15 protein-coding genes and 1 pseudogene are annotated in these 18,102 nt (G+C 61.4%); 7 read left to right on the top strand and 9 right to left on the bottom strand.

Annotated elements, in window-relative coordinates; all coding sequences use genetic code 11:
* The first annotated feature begins 20 nt into the window (after positions 1-20).
* From ACO77H_RS04755 to ACO77H_RS04740, 4 genes are all read left to right on the top strand, one after another.
* Complete coding sequence (locus ACO77H_RS04755) at positions 21-1,202, top strand: pyridoxal phosphate-dependent aminotransferase (protein WP_169956226.1); 1,182 nt, start codon at positions 21-23, stop codon at positions 1,200-1,202.
* Between the two features lie 132 nt (positions 1,203-1,334).
* On the top strand, positions 1,335-3,071 hold the full coding sequence (locus ACO77H_RS04750) for an amidohydrolase family protein (protein ID WP_169956224.1): 1,737 nt from the start codon (positions 1,335-1,337) through the stop codon (positions 3,069-3,071).
* Positions 3,068-3,985 (top strand): CobW family GTP-binding protein, encoded by a 918-nt coding sequence (locus tag ACO77H_RS04745; RefSeq protein WP_432755076.1) that lies wholly within the window; start codon positions 3,068-3,070, stop codon positions 3,983-3,985. The genes ACO77H_RS04750 and ACO77H_RS04745 overlap by 4 nt, the downstream gene beginning before the upstream one ends.
* A 107-nt stretch (positions 3,986-4,092) precedes the next feature.
* On the top strand, positions 4,093-4,797 hold the full coding sequence (locus ACO77H_RS04740; RefSeq protein WP_170042996.1) for a hypothetical protein: 705 nt from the start codon (positions 4,093-4,095) through the stop codon (positions 4,795-4,797).
* 485 nt (positions 4,798-5,282) lie between these two features.
* Here ACO77H_RS04740 and cyoE read toward each other — a convergent pair whose 3' ends face one another.
* Genes cyoE through cyoA form a run of 5 tightly spaced genes read right to left on the bottom strand, consistent with a single transcriptional unit; the run spans position 5,283 to position 10,107 of the window.
* A complete protein-coding gene (gene cyoE, locus ACO77H_RS04735) occupies positions 5,283-6,170 on the bottom strand; it encodes a heme o synthase (RefSeq protein WP_029300217.1) in 888 nt (295 codons plus the stop codon).
* Between the two features lie 11 nt (positions 6,171-6,181).
* Positions 6,182-6,517 carry a cytochrome o ubiquinol oxidase subunit IV gene (gene cyoD / locus ACO77H_RS04730; protein WP_029300215.1) on the bottom strand — a complete coding sequence of 112 codons (336 nt, stop codon included), beginning with the start codon at positions 6,515-6,517 and terminating at the stop codon, positions 6,182-6,184.
* The gene (gene cyoC, locus ACO77H_RS04725; protein WP_038446230.1) at positions 6,517-7,143 is read right to left on the bottom strand and encodes a cytochrome o ubiquinol oxidase subunit III; all 627 of its coding nucleotides are present in this window, start codon (positions 7,141-7,143) and stop codon (positions 6,517-6,519) included. The genes cyoD and cyoC overlap by 1 nt, the downstream gene beginning before the upstream one ends.
* A 3-nt stretch (positions 7,144-7,146) precedes the next feature.
* The gene (gene cyoB, locus ACO77H_RS04720; protein ID WP_057444528.1) at positions 7,147-9,165 is read right to left on the bottom strand and encodes a cytochrome o ubiquinol oxidase subunit I; all 2,019 of its coding nucleotides are present in this window, start codon (positions 9,163-9,165) and stop codon (positions 7,147-7,149) included.
* 3 nt (positions 9,166-9,168) lie between these two features.
* Positions 9,169-10,107, bottom strand: a complete 939-nt coding sequence (gene cyoA, locus ACO77H_RS04715) for a ubiquinol oxidase subunit II (RefSeq protein ID WP_029300208.1) — start codon at positions 10,105-10,107, stop codon at positions 9,169-9,171.
* Between the two features lie 27 nt (positions 10,108-10,134).
* Between cyoA and ACO77H_RS04710 the strand changes: the two are divergent.
* Positions 10,135-10,349, top strand: a pseudogene (locus ACO77H_RS04710) (hypothetical protein).
* Between the two features lie 553 nt (positions 10,350-10,902).
* Here the strand turns inward: ACO77H_RS04710 and ACO77H_RS04705 are convergent.
* Positions 10,903-11,409 (bottom strand): disulfide bond formation protein B, encoded by a 507-nt coding sequence (locus ACO77H_RS04705; RefSeq protein ID WP_170042997.1) that lies wholly within the window; start codon positions 11,407-11,409, stop codon positions 10,903-10,905.
* Positions 11,410-11,650: 241 nt separating this feature from the next.
* On the bottom strand, positions 11,651-12,832 hold the full coding sequence (gene hmpA, locus ACO77H_RS04700; protein ID WP_432755075.1) for an NO-inducible flavohemoprotein: 1,182 nt from the start codon (positions 12,830-12,832) through the stop codon (positions 11,651-11,653).
* A gap of 156 nt (positions 12,833-12,988) precedes the next feature.
* Between hmpA and norR the strand changes: the two genes are divergently transcribed.
* Positions 12,989-14,530: a nitric oxide reductase transcriptional regulator NorR gene (gene norR, locus ACO77H_RS04695; RefSeq protein WP_169954929.1), complete on the top strand. Its 1,542-nt coding sequence runs from the start codon at positions 12,989-12,991 to the stop codon at positions 14,528-14,530.
* Between the two features lie 118 nt (positions 14,531-14,648).
* Here the strand turns inward: norR and ACO77H_RS04690 are convergent, their stop codons facing one another.
* Complete coding sequence (locus ACO77H_RS04690) at positions 14,649-15,560, bottom strand: DMT family transporter (RefSeq protein ID WP_432755074.1); 912 nt, start codon at positions 15,558-15,560, stop codon at positions 14,649-14,651.
* 136 nt (positions 15,561-15,696) lie between these two features.
* Between ACO77H_RS04690 and ACO77H_RS04685 the strand changes: the two genes are divergently transcribed.
* Positions 15,697-16,572 carry a helix-turn-helix domain-containing protein gene (locus ACO77H_RS04685; protein ID WP_432755073.1) on the top strand — a complete coding sequence of 292 codons (876 nt, stop codon included), beginning with the start codon at positions 15,697-15,699 and terminating at the stop codon, positions 16,570-16,572.
* Between the two features lie 64 nt (positions 16,573-16,636).
* On the opposite strand, the gene dacB is transcribed toward ACO77H_RS04685, so the two are convergent.
* A complete protein-coding gene (gene dacB / locus ACO77H_RS04680) occupies positions 16,637-18,091 on the bottom strand; it encodes a D-alanyl-D-alanine carboxypeptidase/D-alanyl-D-alanine endopeptidase (protein WP_432755072.1) in 1,455 nt (484 codons plus the stop codon).
* Positions 18,092-18,102: the final 11 nt, after the last annotated feature.

The following is an 18,102-nucleotide window of genomic DNA, read 5'->3' as shown; positions in this document are numbered from 1 at the left end:
TCAATTTTAGGAGAACAAGGATGCGTTATTCACCGTTTGTCGAGCGCATTAGTGGCGAGTCCGTCAGCGCCTGGGATATTCACTACGCGGCCGTCGAAGCCCGTGGCCGTGGCGAAGATGTGATTGTGTTGAGCGTCGGCGATCCCGACTTCGCCACCGCCAGTGCCATCTGCGAAACCGCCGTCGACGCCCTGCGCGCCGGCGACACCCATTACACCCACGTCCTCGGCCGACCGGCCCTGCGCGAGGCGATTGCCGCCAAGCAAAGCCGTCTGCAAGGCATCGCCGTACACGCCGATAACGTGGCCCTGGTGGCCGGTGCGCAAAACGGCCTGTTCGCCACCTCGTTGTGCCTGTTCAGCCATGGCGACGAAGTGCTGGTGCCGGAGCCGATGTACCTGACCTACGAGGCATGCATCCACGCCTCCGGTGCGCGCATCGCGACCATCGAGCAACCGGCGGCCAACGGCTTTCGCCTGACCCGCGCGGCCCTGGAAAAAGCCATTAGCGCCAAGACCCGGGGCATTGCCCTGGCCACGCCGTGCAACCCCACCGGGAACGTCTACAGCCGTGAAGAGCTGGAGTTGGTGGCGGAAGTCGCCCGCGAGCATGACTTGTGGGTGATTTCCGATGAGGTCTACGGCCAGATCACTTACGACCAGCCGCACCTGAGCATCGCCTCGCTGCCGGGCATGGCCGAGCGCACCGTGGTGCTCAACAGCCTGTCGAAAACCCACGCCATGACCGGCTGGCGCGTGGGCTGGGTGGTGGCGCCGACCGCATTGGTGGGCCACCTGGATAACCTGCTGCTGTGCATGCTCTATGGCTTGCCGGGGTTTATCCAGGAAGCGGCGATCAAGGCCCTGGAGCTGGATGACGAGGTGGTGAGCGATGCGCGCACCGTGTATCGCCGCCGGCGTGACCTGGTGGTGGCCGGTCTGGGTGACATCGCCGACCTTGATTGCCGGGTACCGCAGGCCGGGATGTTCATGCTGGTGGACGTGCGCCGCACGGGGCTGTCGAGCATGGACTTTGCCTGGCAGCTGTTCCGCGCCACCGGCGTGTCGGTGCTCGATGCCCAGGCGTTTGGCGCCAGTGCCGAAGGCTTTGTGCGCATCTCCTTTACCGTCGCCGACGACACCCTCAAAGACGCTTGCCAGCGGATTGCCGGGTTTGTCGAGGGCCTGCGCGCCAACCGCTGAGTTTTATGTGGGAGCGAGCTTGCTCGCGATGCGGGCAACTCGGTCCCACAGGCACACCACGGTGATGCCATCGCAGGCAAGCCAGCTCCCACCCTTTGATCGTCGCCGCTTCTGAATATTGAGGTTTCCCCCGTGACCGCTTCCGACCAATTCACTTCCACCCACTCCGTTGTCGGCGAGCACGCTGACCTGGTGTTGCACCACGGCCGTTTCTACACCCTCGACCCGGCCCAGCCATGGGCCGACGCGGTGGCGATTCGCGGGGGACGTTTTATCGCAGTCGGCACACTCGCCGACCTGCAACACCTGATCGGCCCGCAGACCCGCCAGCATGACCTGCTGGGCGCATTCTGCATGCCCGGCCTGCACGACATGCACACCCATCCGGACCTCGCCCTGGCGCCACGCTACAGCGATGACCTGGACGTGGGCATCGAAGATCCCACCCCCGAACAACTGGCGGCAGCGATCCACGCCTACGCCGATGCCCACCCAGGCGATGGCTGGATCTACGGCCAGTACTGGGTGCGCTATACCTTCCGCGAAGCCGGCCTGACCCCAGGGCGCGAGTGGCTCGACAGCATCATGCCGGACCGCCCGGTGGCGCTGCTGGACCGTATGTGGGGGACCATGATGGTCAACTCCTGCGCCTTGAAACTGGCCGGCATCGACCGCCACACCGCCGACCCGCGCAACGGCTATATGGAGCGCGACGAACTCAGCGGCGAGCCCAACGGTCTGATGATCGACGGCGCCTACGCGCTGATCCACGCGGCCATGCCGCCGACCCCGGTGGCGGTGCTGCGCCGGGCCTATCGCGACGGCGTGCATTTCCAGAGCTCGCGTGGCGTTACCGCGACCAAGTATGTTCACGTCTGCGAGCGACGCCTGGACGCCCTCAAGGAGCTGGACGACGCGGGCGAATTGAGCCTGCGCGTGGAAGCCGCGATCAGTTGGCAGGACGACATCTTCCCGGTGCGCCGGCGTTGGGAATTGCTCGGCGGCGAGCGTCACTACTATCGCAGCGCGCGGCTGAACGCCAACGCGGTGAAGTTCCACTTCGACGGCACCGTGGAGCCCAAGTCTTCGTACCTGATGACCCCTTGGGCAGCCGACTCCACCTGGCGCGGCAAGCTCAACCTGACCCCGGAACATATCACCGACATGGTGGTGGACATGGACCGGCGCGGCCTGCGGGTGATCGCCCATTGCACCGGCGACGGCGCTTCCGATGTATTTCTCGATGCGGTAGCCGAGGCGCGGCGGGTCAACGGTGACAGCGGCATTCGTCACCAATGTGCCCACAGCACCCTGCTACATCCGGGCAACCTCAAGCGCTTCAAGGCGCTGAATGTGATCGCCGAGTTCTCCCCGGCGGCCTGGTACCCGACGCCGTTTGCCAGCGGCGCCCGCTCCGGTTACGGCGCCGAGCGCCTCAAGCGCATCTACGACTTCAAAGGCGTGCTGGCCGAAGGCGGCCTGGCGGTGATGGGCACCGACTGGCCGGTGGCCTCGATTGACCCGTGGTTGGCCCTGGAAACCATGGTCACCCGGCAAAACCCCTGGAACCAGGAACCGGACTGCTTCGGCGAGCCGATCACCCTGGAGCAGGCACTGCAAGTGGCGACCCTCAACGGCGCCCACGCCATGGGCCTGGAGCACTCCACCGGCAGCCTGGAGGTGGGCAAGTGCGCCGACCTGATCGTGATCGACCGCGACCTGTTCGCCCAGCCCGCGCGCAACTACATCCACCAGACCCAGGTGCTGCTGACCCTGGTCGATGGGCGGCCGGTGTACGACCGCCTCAACACTTTTGAAGGCACGGCGCTGCAAGCCGTGTGGCAAGGCCTGCCGCCGGTGATCGAATGAATAGCGAGCGTATTGCGGTCACGGTAGTCTCGGGCTTTCTCGGCGCAGGCAAGACCACCCTGCTCAACCGTATCGCCCAGCAGCCGCAACATGGGCGCATGGCGGTGATCGTCAATGACTTCGGCGAGCTGAATATCGATGCGGCGATCATCGCCGAAGTCACCGACGCCGTGTTCAGCCTGCAGAACGGCTGCATCTGCTGCACCGTGCAAGAGGACCTGCTGGCGCAACTGGTGAGCCTGAGCCAGATGCGCCCACGCCTGGATCGGATCGTGATCGAGTGCAGCGGCGTGTCCGACCCGCAACGCATTGTACAAACCCTGGGTTATCCACAGCTCAAGGCGCACCTGTACCTGGATACGGTGATCACCCTGGTGGACGCCAGCGGCTACAGCACCCTGGAAGGTGAATTCGCGCGCTTGTCCCGCGCTCAGGTGGCGTGTGCCGACCTGGTGCTATTGAACAAGGCCGACCTGGTCAGCGCCGCCGAACTGCAGCGCCTGCGCACCGAGATCGGAGCGCGTACGCGGGTGATCAGTACCGTTCAGGCGCAGATCCCCGACGCCCTGCTGCTGGGCGAACGCAACCCACGCAACGGCCTGACGCCGGTGCCGGCGCCGCACCACGAACTGTTCGAAAGCTGGACCTGGCAGGGCACCCAGGCCCTGCCGGCCAAAGCCCTGCGCGATTGGCTGGGGCAACTGCCCAAGGATTTGTTCCGCCTCAAAGGCCTGGTGCATTTACAGGGCAACGACCAACCCTTCTGGTTGCAACATGTGGGCAACCGCAGCCAGTTCACCCTGGCCGGCGGCGAGCATGCGCAGGATTCATCGCAACTGGTGTTCATCGCCCGACGTGGCAGCGAGCTGCGGGAGCGGCTGGAGACACAACTGCAGCAGATACAGGGCCTGTAGACGCGGATGACGATGAAGGCAGAGTGCCGCCTTGACCTTGCTACCCTGGCCCTTGAAAATGCCCGACGCTTTTTCGTCTCCCCGCTTACAGAAGTAGTGAAATTTCAATGTCCGATTCCCGTACTGAAGAATCCGTAGTCACCTTGCAATCCAAAGCTGAATACGAAAACGCCATCAATCTTTCACAGCATGTGCCAGCGGCCAAGAACATCAGTGAAATGGTGCTGGACGCGTTCCATACCTCCAAGGAAAGCGACCAGATCCGCGAATTGCGCATCGCCATCCGCCAGGCCCACGACGCCTTCGACGATGACCAGGCCTACGACCTGATGGGCCAGCTCAAACAGCTCAAGGACGCCGAAGCGGCCGACAACGCCGCCCTGGAAGACCTGAGCAGCAAGTTCTCGATCAGCCGCATCCTGTCCAGCTTCAAGGACGACCCCGAGTTCCAGGAACTGGTGTATGGCCTGGCGCTCAAGGTGCTGAACCAGACCCACCAGGCCATCAGCAACCCGAGCGCCGGCAAGGGCAAGGCCGCCCGGGCGAAGAAGGAAGTGGAAGTGTTTGTGATCAGCAAGGACGGGATCAGCGTGACCCTGCCGCTGCGCACGCCGCGCTCCAAGCTCAATGTCGACCGCGAGGCGCTGGAGTTCCTGGGGTTCAGCTTTGTGGGCGAAGGGGATGAAGCGGAGCTTGAGAGTGAGAGCTTTGTGGATAACTCCGGTGTCGAGCAGCCTTTGACGCGCAAGAGCATCGTCACCGCGCTGCAACAGCAGACTGCGTTTGACGGTTACAGCATCGCCCAGCAATAAGCCCTACCCCCCTCTAAATGTGGGAGCGGGCTTGCTCGCGAATGCGCAGTGTCAGTCACTTATTTGTTGATTGATACACCGCTTTCGCGAGCAAGCCCGCTCCCACAGGTAAGCAGCTCCGCGCTCTGGTTTTGCTGTTGCTTTTGATCTCAGGCGCCCCGTTAAACCACGATGGCCGCAGGCAGGTATTGCGCAGTGGGCACCCCGGCATGGATGCCGGGGTAGCCGCGACACGGCCATGGATGGCCGATCGCGGCGGGCCCACGGAGCAATGCCTGACTGCGGGCATGCCGAGCCTAGGCGAGGCACCGAGTGGTGGGGCAAGAGCCCTTTGCTTACTTTGGGGCTTTTCCAAAGTGAGCCGCCGTCAGGGCGGAACCCTAGGCCGCCGTTACCGCAGAAATGGATATGTACTCATACCAAACCACCCCCACAAAAAAGCCCCGCGCTTCTCTCGAAGGCGGGGCTTTTCATTGCATCCCAACTCAGTGGGCGTAAGTCAGCAGCAACTCTTTCGGCACCTGGAAATCCAGGGACATCATCACGCTCAAGGCCGTGATGGTGAAGATCGAGAAGACGAACAACTTGCGCGCCCAGACAGTGTCATCCACCGCCTTGTAGCCGGTCCAGGCCATGTACAACCAGTACATGCCCATGGCCGCGGCGACGGCGAGGTAGCTCATGCCGGCGTAGCCACTGAAGGTCAACATCAAGGTCGCCACGAGGAAGGCCAGGATGTAGAGCAGGATGTGTTTCTTCGCCACCTGGATGCCGCGCTTGACCGGCAATACCGGAATCGAAGCCGCCAGGTAATCGTTGAAACGGAAGATCGCAATGGCGTAGGAGTGCGGCATCTGCCACAGGCTGAACATCACCAGCAGCACCAGCGCAGCCATGTCGAAGCTATTGGTCACAGCGACATAACCAATCACCGGCGGCATCGCCCCCGACAGGCTGCCCACCAGCGTGCCGTGAACCGACTTGCGCTTGAGGTACAGGCTGTAGAGGCCGACGTAGATGACAAAGCCGATCACGGCAAACAACGCCGCCAGCGGATTGGCCACCGTGTACAGCAATGCCACGCCGGCAACACCGAGGACGGTCGCGAAGATCAGTGCCAGTTTCAGGGAGATTAGGCCCTGGACCAGCACACGATTCTTGGTGCGCTCCATCTTGATATCGATGTCACGGTCGATGCAGTTGTTGAACACGCAACCGGATGCCACAACAAGGGAAGTGCCGATCATTGCCGCCAGGAAGATGGCCAGATCGACATGCCCCTTGGAGGCCAGGAAGAAACCGCCTGCCACAGAAAGCACGTTACCGAAAATGATCCCCGGTTTGGTGATTTGGATAAAGTGCTTGAGCGACATCGGGTCTTACCTCACTTCGCCATCATGTAGGTGTGGATGCTGAACATGATCCACAACGACAGGCCGACCAGCAGCAGGATCACAATGGCCGTGAACACAAACGCAATCACGTTGTTGCGCTGGGCCTGGGAGCGATCCAGGTGCAGGAAGTAATACAGGTGGACAACCACCTGGATCACCGCGAACAACAGCACGATGGCCAGTGTCGTGGCCTTCGGCAAGGTTGGGTACATCACCAGGCCGAACGGGATGATCGTCAGGATCACCGACAGGATGAAGCCGATAGCGTAAGACTTTACGCTGCCGTGGCTCGCATCATGGCTGTCATGGGAGTGTGCATTAGCCATTACAGAGTCCCCATCAAGTAGACAACGGTGAAGACGCAGATCCAGACCACGTCCAGGAAGTGCCAGAACAGGCTCAGGCAGCTCAGGCGGGTCTTGTTGGTCGACGTCAGGCCATGCTTGTTGACCTGGTACATCATGATCGCCATCCAGATCAGACCGGCGGTGACGTGCAGACCGTGGGTACCGACCAGGGTGAAGAACGCCGACAGGAAGCCGGAACGGCTAGGGCCGTAGCCTTCGGAGATCAGCAGGTGGAACTCGTTGATCTCCATGGCGATAAAGCCAAGGCCGAGCAGGAAGGTCAGGCCCAGCCACTTCAGCACGCCCGCCTTGTTGCCACGGAAGAACGCCAGCATGGCGAAGCCGTAGGTGATCGAACTGAACAGCAGCAAGGCGGTTTCGCCCAGTACGTAATTCAGTTCGAAGATGTCGTGGCCCGATGGGCCACCCGCTACGTTGTTTACCAGTACCGCGTATACCGCGAAGATCGATGCAAACAGGATGCAGTCGGTCATCAGGTAGAGCCAGAAACCGTATACGGTCATCTCGCCCGAGTCGTGGTGATGGTCATCGTGCCCATGGTCATCGACATGGGCGTGTCCAGCATTGGTCACTAAGTTCGACATGGTTTAAGCCTGTTCCAACGAGGTTTCAACACGGTTGGCCGGAATCTTCTTCTCGGCTACCAGGCGAGCGTGCTGCTCGGCTTCGATGCGCTCGATCACGTCGACCGGCACCATGTAGCCTTGATCATCACGAGCCGCGTGGATCACGAAATAGATCACGGTGCCAGCCAGGCTTGCGATGGCCAGCCACCAGATGTGCCAGATCATCGCGAAACCGAAGACCGTCAACAGCGCGCCCATCACCACGCCAGTGGCGGTGTTGTTCGGCATGTGGATCGGCTCGTAGCGCACAGGACGCTGGTACGCAGTACCGTTTTCCTTGGCTTCGGTGAACGGATCGATGGTCTCGGCCTTAGGCAGCACGGCGAAGTTGTAGAACGGCGGTGGCGACGAAGTCGACCATTCCAGGGTGTGTGCATTCCATGGGTCGCCGGAGTCGCAGGCGTTTTGCTTGCGGTCACGGATACTCACGTACAGCTGGATCAACTGGCAGGCAATACCGACAGCGATCATCACCGCACCGAACATGGCGACGTACAGGTACGGCACCCACTCAGGGTTGGTAGTGGCGTTCAGACGACGGGTCATGCCCATGAAGCCCAGTGCGTAGAGCGGCATGAACGCGACGAAGAAGCCGGTGATCCAGAACCAGAATGCAGCCTTGCCCCAGCCTTCGTGCAGCTTGAAGCCGAACGCTTTCGGGAAGTAGAAGCTGAAGCCAGCGATGTAGCCGAATACCGCACCACCGATGATCACGTTGTGGAAGTGCGCGATCACGAACAGGCTGTTGTGCAGCACGAAGTCAGCACCCGGGATGGCCAGCAGTACGCCGGTCATGCCGCCGATGGCGAAGGTCACCATGAAGCCCAGGGTCCACAGAACCTGGCTGGTGAAGCGCAGGCGGCCGTGATAGATGGTGAACAGCCAGTTGAATAGCTTCACCCCCGTCGGGATCGAAATCAGCATCGTCGCCAGGCCGAAGAAGGCGTTGACGCTGGCCCCCGAACCCATGGTGAAGAAGTGGTGCAGCCAGACCATGAAGCCCAGTACGGAGATCGCGCCAGAGGCGTAGACCATCGAGTGGTGACCGAACAGGCGCTTGCCGGTAAAGGTCGAGATCACTTCGGAGAAGATACCGAACGCTGGCAGGATCAGGATGTACACCTCAGGGTGACCCCATGCCCAGAACAGGTTCACGTACATCATTGGATTGCCACCAAGTTCATTGGTGAAAATGTGGAAATCCATGTAACGGTCAAGCGTCAGCAGGGCCAGGGTAGCGGTCAGGATCGGGAACGAAGCCACGATCAGGACGTTGGCCCAGGTGCAGGTCCAGGTGAAGATCGGCATGTCCATCAGCTTCATGCCTGGGGTACGCATTTTCAGCACGGTGGCCAGGAAGTTGACCCCCGTCAGCGTCGTACCCAGCCCGGATAGCTGTAGCGCCCAGATGTAGTAATCCATCCCCACGCCCGGACTGTATTGCAGCCCCGACAACGGCGGATAGGCAACCCAACCGGTCTTGGCGAATTCGCCGACGCCCAGGGACAGGTTGATCAGCACGACGCCGGAAACCAGCAGCCAGAAGCTCAGGGAGTTGAGGAACGGGAACGCAACGTCACGCGCACCGATCTGCAGCGGCACTGCCAGGTTCATCAGGCCGGTGAAGAAAGGCATCGCCATGAAGATGATCATGATCACACCGTGGGCGGTGAAGATCTGGTCATAGTGTTCAGGCGGCAGGTAGCCAGGCGAACCCTCGGTGGCCATGGCCAACTGGGTACGCATCATGATGGCGTCGGCAAAACCACGCAGCAGCATGACCATGGCGACGATGATGTACATCACGCCGATTTTCTTGTGGTCGACCGACGTCAGCCACTCGGTCCACAGGTAGGTCCACTTCTTGAAGTAGGTGATTGCCGCAAACAGCGCCAGACCACCCAGCGCGATCATGGCGATGGTCACCATCACGATCGGCTCGTGGAATGGGACCGCTTCCCAACTTAATTTACCAAACATCGTTTACTCCTCTGCCCCGGCAGCTGAATGCGAATTTGCGTCCGTCCCTTCCACAGCAGCCACTTCTTTCTTCTCGTGCTTGACCGGCTTGCCTGGCTTCATCCCTTCATACTTATCGATGATTTTCTGAAACAGGTCCGGCGTGTACGAGGAGTACAGCTCTACAGGGTTGTTCTGGCTTGGCTTGGCAAGGGCTTCGTATTCAGCTTTTTCAAGCTGTTTTGGTGAGCTCTTGGCTTCTTGTACCCAGGCGTTGAAGTCTTCCTGGGTGGTGGCGATTGCTTTGAATTTCATGCCGGTAAAGCCCGCGCCACTGTAGTTGGCGGAGATACCGTCGAGCTCGGCGTTCTGGTTGGCAATCAGGTGCAGCTTGGTCTGCATGCCCGCCATCGCGTAGATCTGGCCACCCAGGCCCGGGATGAAGAACGAGTTCATCACCGCATCCGAGGTCACTTTGAAGTTGATCGGGGTGTTGGCCGGGAACACGATCTTGTTGACGGTGGCGATCCCTTGCTCGGGATAGATGAACAGCCACTTCCAGTCCAGCGCGACCACTTCGATAGTGATTGGCGGCACGTCGGATTCCAGCGGACGGTAAGGGTCCAGCTCGTGGGTCGACTTATAGGTGATGTAACCCAGGGCGATGATGATAAGTACAGGTACCAGCCACACCGCGATTTCAATCTTGGTGGAGTGCGACCACTTCGGCGCGTAGGTGGCCTTGGTGTTGGACGCGCGGTATTTCCAGGCGAACGCGAAGGTCATCACGATCACCGGCACCACGACCAACAGCATCAGCAAAGTGGCCGTGATGATCAGGTTACGTTGCTCCACGCCGACCTGACCCACAGGGTCGAGCAGCGTCCAGTTGCAGCCTCCCAGCAATAACATGCCGAAAAGCGGCACTATGCCTAGTAATCGGGTGTACCTGTTTTTACTCATCTCACGACCTCTAAAGCAGCTTGCGCAATGCAGTTGGGTTTTGATCGCCAACACTTCACCCTGCCAAGGGTTGGCATTTCTCTTCGATTGAATAAGGGCCTGCCCGGCGCTTCATGCGCTGATCGACACGTCCAGGTCTGGCGGTGAATTCTTATTCGATTTCGTTGGTCAAAGGCCTTGTTACAGACCAATTCCATTTGGTGCGGATAGTTGAAAGGCTGCCGGCACCTGGGGTCGCATGAAGCAATGTTTTCGCCTCTCGACCGCCCTATTTGCTTAGGGTTGAGCAGCACCGGACACTCAGTGCGGGCGATTGTAGTTAGCTAGCGATGTATAAACCATGACTTATAAAGAAATAATTTTTATCGATTCCAGCAATAATCCTGCGCCATTGTTGCAAAGGTTCGGGATCCTATCGCGTTTGATTCTCAACAAAAACCACAAAAAATGCTGTGTTATTGCCTAATGTGTCGCACCTCAAGGCCCCTTTCAGGGTCGCCAAACCCCAGGCAAGCCCGCTAAAAGCAAGGCATTCGCCGATCACCGGAAGTTCTCGAGAGCACGCCGTGCGCGGGGTCGGCCGGGGTGGAAAGTGACAGGCAGCAGCCCCCGACCAATGGTCGATTAAGCGCCCTGGCGCGGGGTGGGAAACGTCCTGCGACGCCCTCAGTGTGACAACGTGTCGCACGTTGCGCGCCGCCAATCTTGTCCAGCGTCACGGTCCTTTCACAAAATCCCCGCACACAAAAACGCCCCGGCCTGCATCAGCAGGACCGGGGCGTTTTGTAGGACGATTTAAGCGCTGTGCTTGCGATTGCGGTAAATGCCCAGGGGCACCAGGATCACCGTCAACACGAACGCCACCAGCGCCCACTGCGCCAGGGACAAGCCCAGCACCGGCGGGTATGGCGTGCTGCAGAAACCATCGACCTGGAAGCCCAGGGGGAAGATCTTCGCCAGGGGCAGGTCATCGACAATCGGCTGCAGCACATCGACGCCGCAACTGATGGCCGGGTAGAACTGGGTGTACACATGATGCCCGGCGGCAGCGACACCGCCGAGGGCGCTGAGCACGACCAGCACTTCAAAGACCGTGACACTGCGTTGGGTACGCATGGCCGCGCCGATAAAGGCAAAGAGCGCAATCAGCAGCAAGGCATAGCGCTGCAGGATGCACAGCGGGCATGGCGCTTCGCCCAGCACTATCTGCATATAGAGTGCGCCACCGATCAGCGCCAGGCAGATGATCCCCAGCAACACCAGGAAGCGCCGCTCCCGCCCCAACCGCATTTCGTCAATCATCCCCGTTTCCCTTTGCCTAATGATGGGTGTGCCAATGGCCGCAAGTTTACACACAGGAGGTGAAAATTTAGCAGTAGGCGTCGGCATCTTAGGCGCAGGCGGGTTAACGACACATTAATGTGGTGGTCTTTCGGGCCTCATCGCGAGCAAGCCCGCTCCCACATTTGAATGTATTCACACATCAAATTGTGGGAGCGGGCTTGCTCGCGAAGACGCCAATACGGTGCTGAAGAGCGGCCGCTTATTCCAGCGCCGCCGCCGGCCCGAAGAACTCATACCGGCTCTGCTTCTCAGGCACACCGAGCTCCTTGAGGTGACGCTTGATCGCACTCATGAAGCCCTTCGGCCCCAGGAAGTAGGCATCCACATCACGCTCCTCAGGTAACCACGCCGCCAGTTGCTCCTGGGTCAGCATGCCGAGCTTGTCCGCCGCCGGGCTGATGCCGTCGTCTTCGGCATAGCAGTAAAAGCGCTGCAATTGCGGATGACGTGCAGCCAGGGCATCGACCCAATCACGAAACGCATGCACGCCGCCATTACGCGCGCAGTGGATAAAGTGCACCGGGCGCTCGGTGGCCAGCGCTGCTTCCAGCATCGGCAGGGTGGGAGTGATGCCCACCCCGCCGCTGATCAGCACCAGGGGCTTGTCGCTGGGCACCAGGGTGAATTCCCCCGATGGCGGGAACAGGTCGATGGTCGCGCCCACATGCATCTGGTCATGCAGGTAGTTGGACACGCGCCCGCCCGCTTCGCGCTTGACACTGATGCGGTACAGGCCCGCGTCGGTGCGCGCCGACAATGAATAGTTGCGGCGCACTTCTTCGCCATCGAGGATCAGCTTCAGGCCGATGTACTGGCCGGGCTCGGCAGCGAGGATCGGGCCGTTGTCCACCGGGGCAAAGTACAGGGAGATGATTTCACTGCTCTCCTCCACACGCTTGACCAGCAAAAACGGGCGCGCCCCACGCCAGCCGCCAACGGCCTGGGCTTTTTCGTCGTAGATCGCGCTTTCTGCGCCGATCAGGATGTCGGCCAACTGACCATAGGCCGCGCCCCACGCGCGCATCACTTCTGGGGTCGCGATTTCGTCACCCAGCACCTCGGAAATCGCCCGCAGCAGGCAATTGCCGACAATCGGGTAGTGCTCCGGGAGGATTTGCAGCGCCACGTGCTTGTTGATGATCTTGGCCACCAGGTCGCCCAACTGGTCCAACTGGTCGATATGCCGCGCGTACATCAACACGCCGTTGGCCAGGGCACGGGGCTGGTCGCCGCTGGCCTGGTGGGCCTGGTTGAACAGCGGGCGCACTTCGGGGTATTCGGACAGCATCATGCGGTAGAAGTGGGTGATCAGGGCTTCGCCACCGCTTTCCAGCAGCGGCACAGTGGACTTGACGATGGCACGGTCTTGAACGCTAAGCATGGGGAGACTCCTGAGCCTTTGGGGCTTCTGAATGATTACCCTGTAGCACTCAGTATTCGTGCCAACTAATAAACCTATATTTATCAGTTAGTTAATTTAGAAGTAGTCAATATGACCTCCTACACTTTATAGTCATTAGGACTACAAGGAGTCATTATGACTGCACACTCCCTGCTCACCACCCTGCTGCCACTGGTGGCTGACCTGTCCCGCGAACTGCCGGAAGGCGAGCGCTACCGACGCCTGCTGCAAGCCATGCGCACCCTGCTGCCCTGCGACGCCGCCGCGCTGTTGCGCCTGGACGGCGAATGGCTGGTGCCGCTGGCCGTGGACGGCCTGAGCCCGGACACCCTGGGCCGACGCTTCAAGATCAGCGAACACCCGCGCTTTGCGGTGCTGCTGAGCAGCCCCGGCCCGACCCGTTTCGATAGCGACAGCGAACTGCCCGACCCCTACGACGGCCTGGTCGATGGCCTGCACGGGCACTTGGAGGTCCACGACTGCATGGGCTGCCCGCTGTTTGTCGATGATCATCCCTGGGGCCTGCTGACCCTGGACGCCCTGGACACCGAACGCTTCGAGCGCGTCGAACTGGACGCCTTGCAGGCCTTCGCCAGCCTCGCCGCCGCCACGGTCAATGTGGCCGAACGCATGGAACACCTGGCCCTGCGTGCCGAGGACGAACACCAGCGCGCGGAAATCTATCGCCAGGCCAGCGGCCAGCAGCACAAGGAAATGATCGGCCAGAGCAAGACCCACAAACGCCTGGTGGAAGAAATCAAACTGGTGGGCGGCAGCGACCTGACCGTGTTGATCACCGGCGAGACCGGGGTTGGCAAGGAACTGGTGGCCCAGGCCATCCACGCGGCCTCGCCCCGCGCCGAGAAACCGCTGATCAGCCTCAATTGCGCCGCCCTCCCGGAAACCCTGGTGGAAAGCGAGCTGTTCGGCCATGTGCGCGGCGCGTTTACCGGCGCGCTGAATGAGCGCCGGGGCAAGTTTGAATTGGCCAATGGCGGCACCCTGTTCCTCGATGAAGTGGGTGAGTTGTCGCTGACGGTCCAGGCCAAGCTGCTGCGGGTCCTGCAAAGCGGGCAGTTGCAGCGGCTCGGTTCGGATAAGGAGCATCAAGTGGACGTGCGCCTGATCGCCGCCACCAACCGCGATCTCGCCGAAGAAGTACGCAACGGCCGCTACCGCGCCGACTTCTATCACCGCTTGAGCGTGTACCCCCTGCAAGTGCCGGCCCTGCGTGAACGCGGGCGCGATGTGTTGCTGCTGGCAGGCTTTTTCCTTGAACAGAACCGCTCGCGCATGGGCCTGGGCAGCCTGCGCCTGACCAGCGATGCCCAGGCGGCGTTATTGGCCTATGGCTGGCCCGGGAATGTACGCGAGCTGGAACACTTGATTGGCCGCAGCGCGCTGAAGGCCCTGGGCAATTGCCGCGAGCGGCCGAAGATCCTCAGCCTCAGTGCCAAGGACCTCGACCTACCCAATGAGTCTGCGCCATTGATCGAAGCGCCCGTGGAACTCGCACCGGTGACCGGCGATCTGCGCCAGGCGACCGCGCACTACCAGAGGCAAGTGATCGGCGCTTGCCTGGAGCGCCACCAGCACAACTGGGCCAGCGCCGCCCGCGAACTGGGCCTGGACCGCGCCAACCTGGGGCGCATGGCCAAGCGCCTGGGCCTGAAGTAACGCGGATCACCCTGTGGGAGCTGGCTTGCCTGCGATAGCGGTGGGTCAGTCAGCATAGGCATTGCTGATTCACCGCTATCGCAGGCAAGCCAGCTCCCACATTAGATCTTCTTACACATTAGGTTTGCTTCGGTTGAAAAAGCGGCCTCACAGCTGCAACCGCCCTGGGCTTACGAAACACCAACACATTCCCCAGCATCACCAGCACCAACCCGGCCAGCGCCGGGGCGGTCCATTGGTAGCCTTCGACCAGCGCCGAGACGTTCAGCGCCACCACCGGGAACAACACTGTGCAATACGCCGCCCGCTCCGGGCCCATGCGGCCGACCAGGGTCAGGTAGGCGGTAAAGCCAATCACCGAACCGGGGATCACCAGGTACAGCAACGAGCCGATGTAGCGGGTGTTCCACTCCATCTCAAATGGAATGCCCTGCACTACGCAGTACAGCGCCAGCATCGACGCGCCATAGGCCATGCCCCAGGCGTTGGTGGTCAACGGCCTGAGCCCGGCTTTCTGTTGCAGGCTCGACAGCATGTTGCCCGCCGAGAAACACAGGGTCCCCAACAGCGCCAGGCCCAGCCCCAACAGCGTCTCGGGGCTGGCGGTGTGCCCGGCAAGTTCGGGCCAGAACAAAAACCCCAGGCCCAGCAAACCAAGGCCACCGCCCAGCAATACATTGCGCGCGATTTTCTGGCCGAAGAACACCCGGGCATTCAGCGCATTCCACAACGTCGCGGTAGAGAACACCACGGCCACCAGGCCGCTGGGGATCCACTGACTGGCCGTGAGGAAGCACATGAAGTTCACGCAAAACAGGCACAAGCCCTGGGCCAGGCAGATCAGGTGCCCACGGCGGTTCATCACCTGCAGTTTGCGGCTGAGCAGCAGCAACACAAACAGCACCAGCGCCGCCAGGCCGAAGCGATAGACGATGGAGACCGGAATCTGCACCACGCCCAACTGCCACTTGAGGGCGATCCAGGTCGTGCCCCAGATCAGCACGGTCAGTAAATACAAAGATAGGTTCATGGCGCACTCCGGTGGTTGAGCCACAGTTTCACCCCGCCTTGCTGCCAGGCACTTGCAGATTCTTGCGCTTTTGTCGGGCCGAGGGATCACAGCGCCGGCCGCCGGGAGTAGGATGCAAGGCGTCGGAGAGAACCCCATGCCTGCACTGGAAAACCTACAAGTCTTCAAAGCCCTGAACAGTTCGCCCAACGCTCGCCTTGAGCTGTGCGCCGAGCTCGGTGACGGCTTGTCTGCGGCTTTGTGGAGCAACCACCACGACTCCCAGGACTACGAAGCGCCCAGCCATCACACCCTGTCCTGCTACGTGGGCGGCGGCACCGAGACATTTCGCCGTGGCCAGCCCGGCACCAAGGGCGGCCCCGATAAATTGTGCATCCTGCCCGCCGAACATCAGTCGGCCTGGGTGATCAACGGCGAGATCCGCCTGGCCCACGTGTACTTCAGCCAAGAGCAATTTGCCCTGGGTTGCATCACCCTGCTGGACCGCGAACCCAGGGCGCTGCAACTGCGCGAAAGCACGTTTTTGGAAGACCCGCAGCAAGCCCGGCGCTTTCACCAACTCATCGGGCTGAACTGGCAGGAACCCGCCGAACGCCTGCTGACCAGTAGCCTGGCCCATGAAATGCTCAGCCACACCCTGCTCAGCCAGGTTGGCCTGCGCGAAGGCTTGCGGCTCAAGGGCGGATTGGCGGCGCATCAACGCCGCCAGTTAGTGGACTACATCGAGCAGCAACTGGCCGAGCCGATCAGCCTGGGGCAACTGGCGGGGCTGTGCGCCTTGTCGGAATACCACTTTGCGCGGATGTTTCGCACAAGCTTTGGCCTGCCGCCCCACCAATATGTGCTGACCCGCCGCCTCGCGCAGGCCCAGGCCCTGTTGCGCAGCGGGTCAATGCCGCTGGGGGAGATTGCCCTGGCATGCGGGTTCTCCAGCGCCAGCCACTTTACCAACCGGTTTCGCCAGGCGATGGGAGCGACACCGGGGGAATATCGGCAGGCGTTCCGACCCTAGTTGCCTTGACACAAAACTAATGTGGGCATGGGATTTTGTGGGAGCGGGCTTGCTCACACATTGTTCAATCGCGGCTTTGCGCCAGGACCACGGCCACTCGATCTTCCAACGCCTTGATCCGACTCCCCTCCACCACATAGTTGTTGGTCAGCATCGAAAACACCAACCGCCGCCCACCCGCATCGGTGATGTAGCCCGTCAACGAAGACACCCCACCCATCGACCCCGTCTTGGCCTGCAGGTTGTTTTGCGCCGCAGTCCCGCGCAGGCGGTAACGCAGGCTGCCGCCACCGAGGCGATCCGGGTTACCGGCGATGGGCAGCGCGTCGTACCAGGCGTTGAACCATGGCTGTTTGCCCATGGCCAGCAACAGGTCGGTGAAGTTCTGCGCCGACACCAGATTACGTCGCGACAAACCCGAGCCATCCACCTGGCTTAATGTTGCCGGGTCCAGGCCCTGGCGCTTGAGAAAGTCAGCCACCGCCGCAACACCGGCCGCCGCCGTGCCGGCATTCGCCTGTTGACGTCCCATGGCCTTGAGCAACGCTTCGGCCATGCTGTTGTTGGACAGTTTGAGCAAGGGCCTGATCAGTTCCTGCAACGGCGCCGACTGGTGCGTCGCCAACACCGTGGCGGTGGCCGGGCTGACACCACCGATCACGCGCCGACCCTGCACGCTGATCCCCTGCTGCGCCAAGGCCTGGGCAAACAGATTGGCCACCAGTTGCGTCGGCTCCCACACGCTGACCCATTGCCGGCTTTGCGTCCCCGGCGTCAGCGTGCCACTGAGGCGCAGCAGGTTGCTGCCATGCTGGCGATTGAGCCCATAGCTGTTGCCCGGACCGCTGAGCGCCAGGTTGCTCAGTTGCACATAATCAGTAGGCGGGCTGAGGGTGACGCCCAGCGGTTGGCCGACCGCCATGGGCGCCTTGGCCGTGACGATCAAGGTGCCCGCATCAAAATCAGCATTGGGCGACACGGTCAGTGCGGAAATCTGCGCGCCGTAATACTTGTCTTCGTCGTCGTGGGCCCAATCCACACCCAGGCGTTCGGCGTCGAACCAGCTGTCATCGAGCACCAGGTCGCCGTCGATCTGCCGGATGCCCTGCGCGGCCAGGTTCGCCGCCAGGGCCTGGTAATCCGCCCACTGGATCGTCGGGTCGCCCAGGCCTCGCAGGTACAGATTGCCCAGCAGGCGCGAGCCTTGTCGGCTACCGGTGCTCAGCAACTGCGTAGAAAACCGATACTGCGGGCCCAGTACATCCATGGCCGCCGCCGTGGTCAGCAGTTTCAGGCTGGAGGCCGGCACCAGCCGCGTGCGGGGGTTGTGCTGGTACAGCGTGCTGCCGCTGCGGGCGTCACGCACCATCAACGAAACGCTGGCCCCGGCCAGGGCCGGATCGGCCAGCAATTGCTCCAGCGCCTGCTCGCCGGTTTTCGAAGGGCTGGCACAGCCACCCAACAACAGGCTTACGCCCACCAGCATGGCGCTGGTGTGTATCCATCGTCCCAACTGCATCAAACCGTCCC

The sequence above is a fragment of the Pseudomonas sp. WMBT8 genome (genome assembly GCF_050916005.1).
Classification (GTDB): domain Bacteria; phylum Pseudomonadota; class Gammaproteobacteria; order Pseudomonadales; family Pseudomonadaceae; genus Aquipseudomonas.
This window is presented reverse-complemented; position numbering and strand designations above follow the sequence as displayed.